1 protein-coding gene and 1 pseudogene are annotated in these 997 nt (G+C 62.3%); one reads left to right on the plus strand and one right to left on the minus strand.

Annotation, left to right across the window (positions count from 1 at the left end):
• Nucleotides 1-256, minus strand: a pseudogene (locus NBG84_RS08765) (DNA topoisomerase IV subunit B); the annotation flags it as partial.
• 445 nt (nucleotides 257-701) lie between these two features.
• On the opposite strand from NBG84_RS08765, the gene NBG84_RS08770 reads away from it, so the two are divergent.
• On the plus strand, nucleotides 702-932 hold the full coding sequence (locus tag NBG84_RS08770; protein ID WP_250918724.1) for a DUF7455 domain-containing protein: 231 nt from the start codon (nucleotides 702-704) through the stop codon (nucleotides 930-932).
• The last annotated feature ends 65 nt before the right edge of the window (nucleotides 933-997 follow it).

The following is a 997-nucleotide window of genomic DNA, read 5'->3' on the forward strand; positions in this document are numbered from 1 at the left end:
CGACGGAGCCGTCCTCGTGGAGGATGACCTCGATGTGGTCGCAGTAGCCCCCGAGGGCCTCATCGACGGAATTGTCGATGATCTCCCAGAGGCAGTGCATCAGGCCGCGGCTGTCGGTGGACCCGATGTACATGCCCGGGCGCTTGCGAACCGCTTCCAGGCCTTCGAGTACGAGCAGGTGCCGCGCTGTGTAGTTGGAGCCGTCACGCTCCGCAGTCAACAGCGCTGTGGACGGCACGGACGTTTCGGCGGTCACGCGGTTCGCTCCTCGCTGAATTTCAAATGTGGCCCAGTGGGGTAGGGCCCGGCGTTGGTCGCCGGCTCAGAGGGTACCGAGGCCTGGTAGAGCCGATGTAACGCCACCCTCGTGATTTTTGATGCTAGTCCAACATCGCATGTTTGTTCGATCCCTCAATGGGGTGACGCGAACATCACGTTCCCTTCGAGGCATGAACCATTTAGGCTCCGGGCACGTCCTCATGAACAACCGGCAAGCCAGCCGGGAGGGCCGATCAGAAGACAAGCAACCCCAAGCAACGCGAAACCCGTAGCGCTCAGCAATACGGCTCATTCGCCGCCACCCGGTAGCAGACAGCCGCCTTGAGAAGAAGTTTCGAGGAAAAGCCCCGAGCGGGAACGTTTTCGGGCTGGTTGGATGTTGACCCTGGTACGACAGCTCGTCGAGCTAGAGAAGAGGCGACGTGACTACTGTTCTGACCCCCGCGAGCCCGCTGACGGCCGCTGACCGCTGCGACCGGTGCGGCGCCCAGGCATATCTGCGTGTCGTCCTGACCAGCGGTGGTGAACTGCTCTTCTGCGCCCACCATGGACGTAAGTTCGAGCCGGAACTCAAGAAGATCGCCGCGGAAATACAGGATGAGACCGACCGGCTCACGGCCGTTCCGGCCGGCGCTGGTGAAGAGGATCACTGACACCTCCCATCCACGACGAGCTAGGCCGGTCCAGGATCGGCTGACGGGCGGTCACCCCTGATCAT

The sequence above is a fragment of the Streptomyces albipurpureus genome, assembly GCF_023701525.1.
Lineage (GTDB): Bacteria > Actinomycetota > Actinomycetes > Streptomycetales > Streptomycetaceae > Streptomyces > Streptomyces albipurpureus.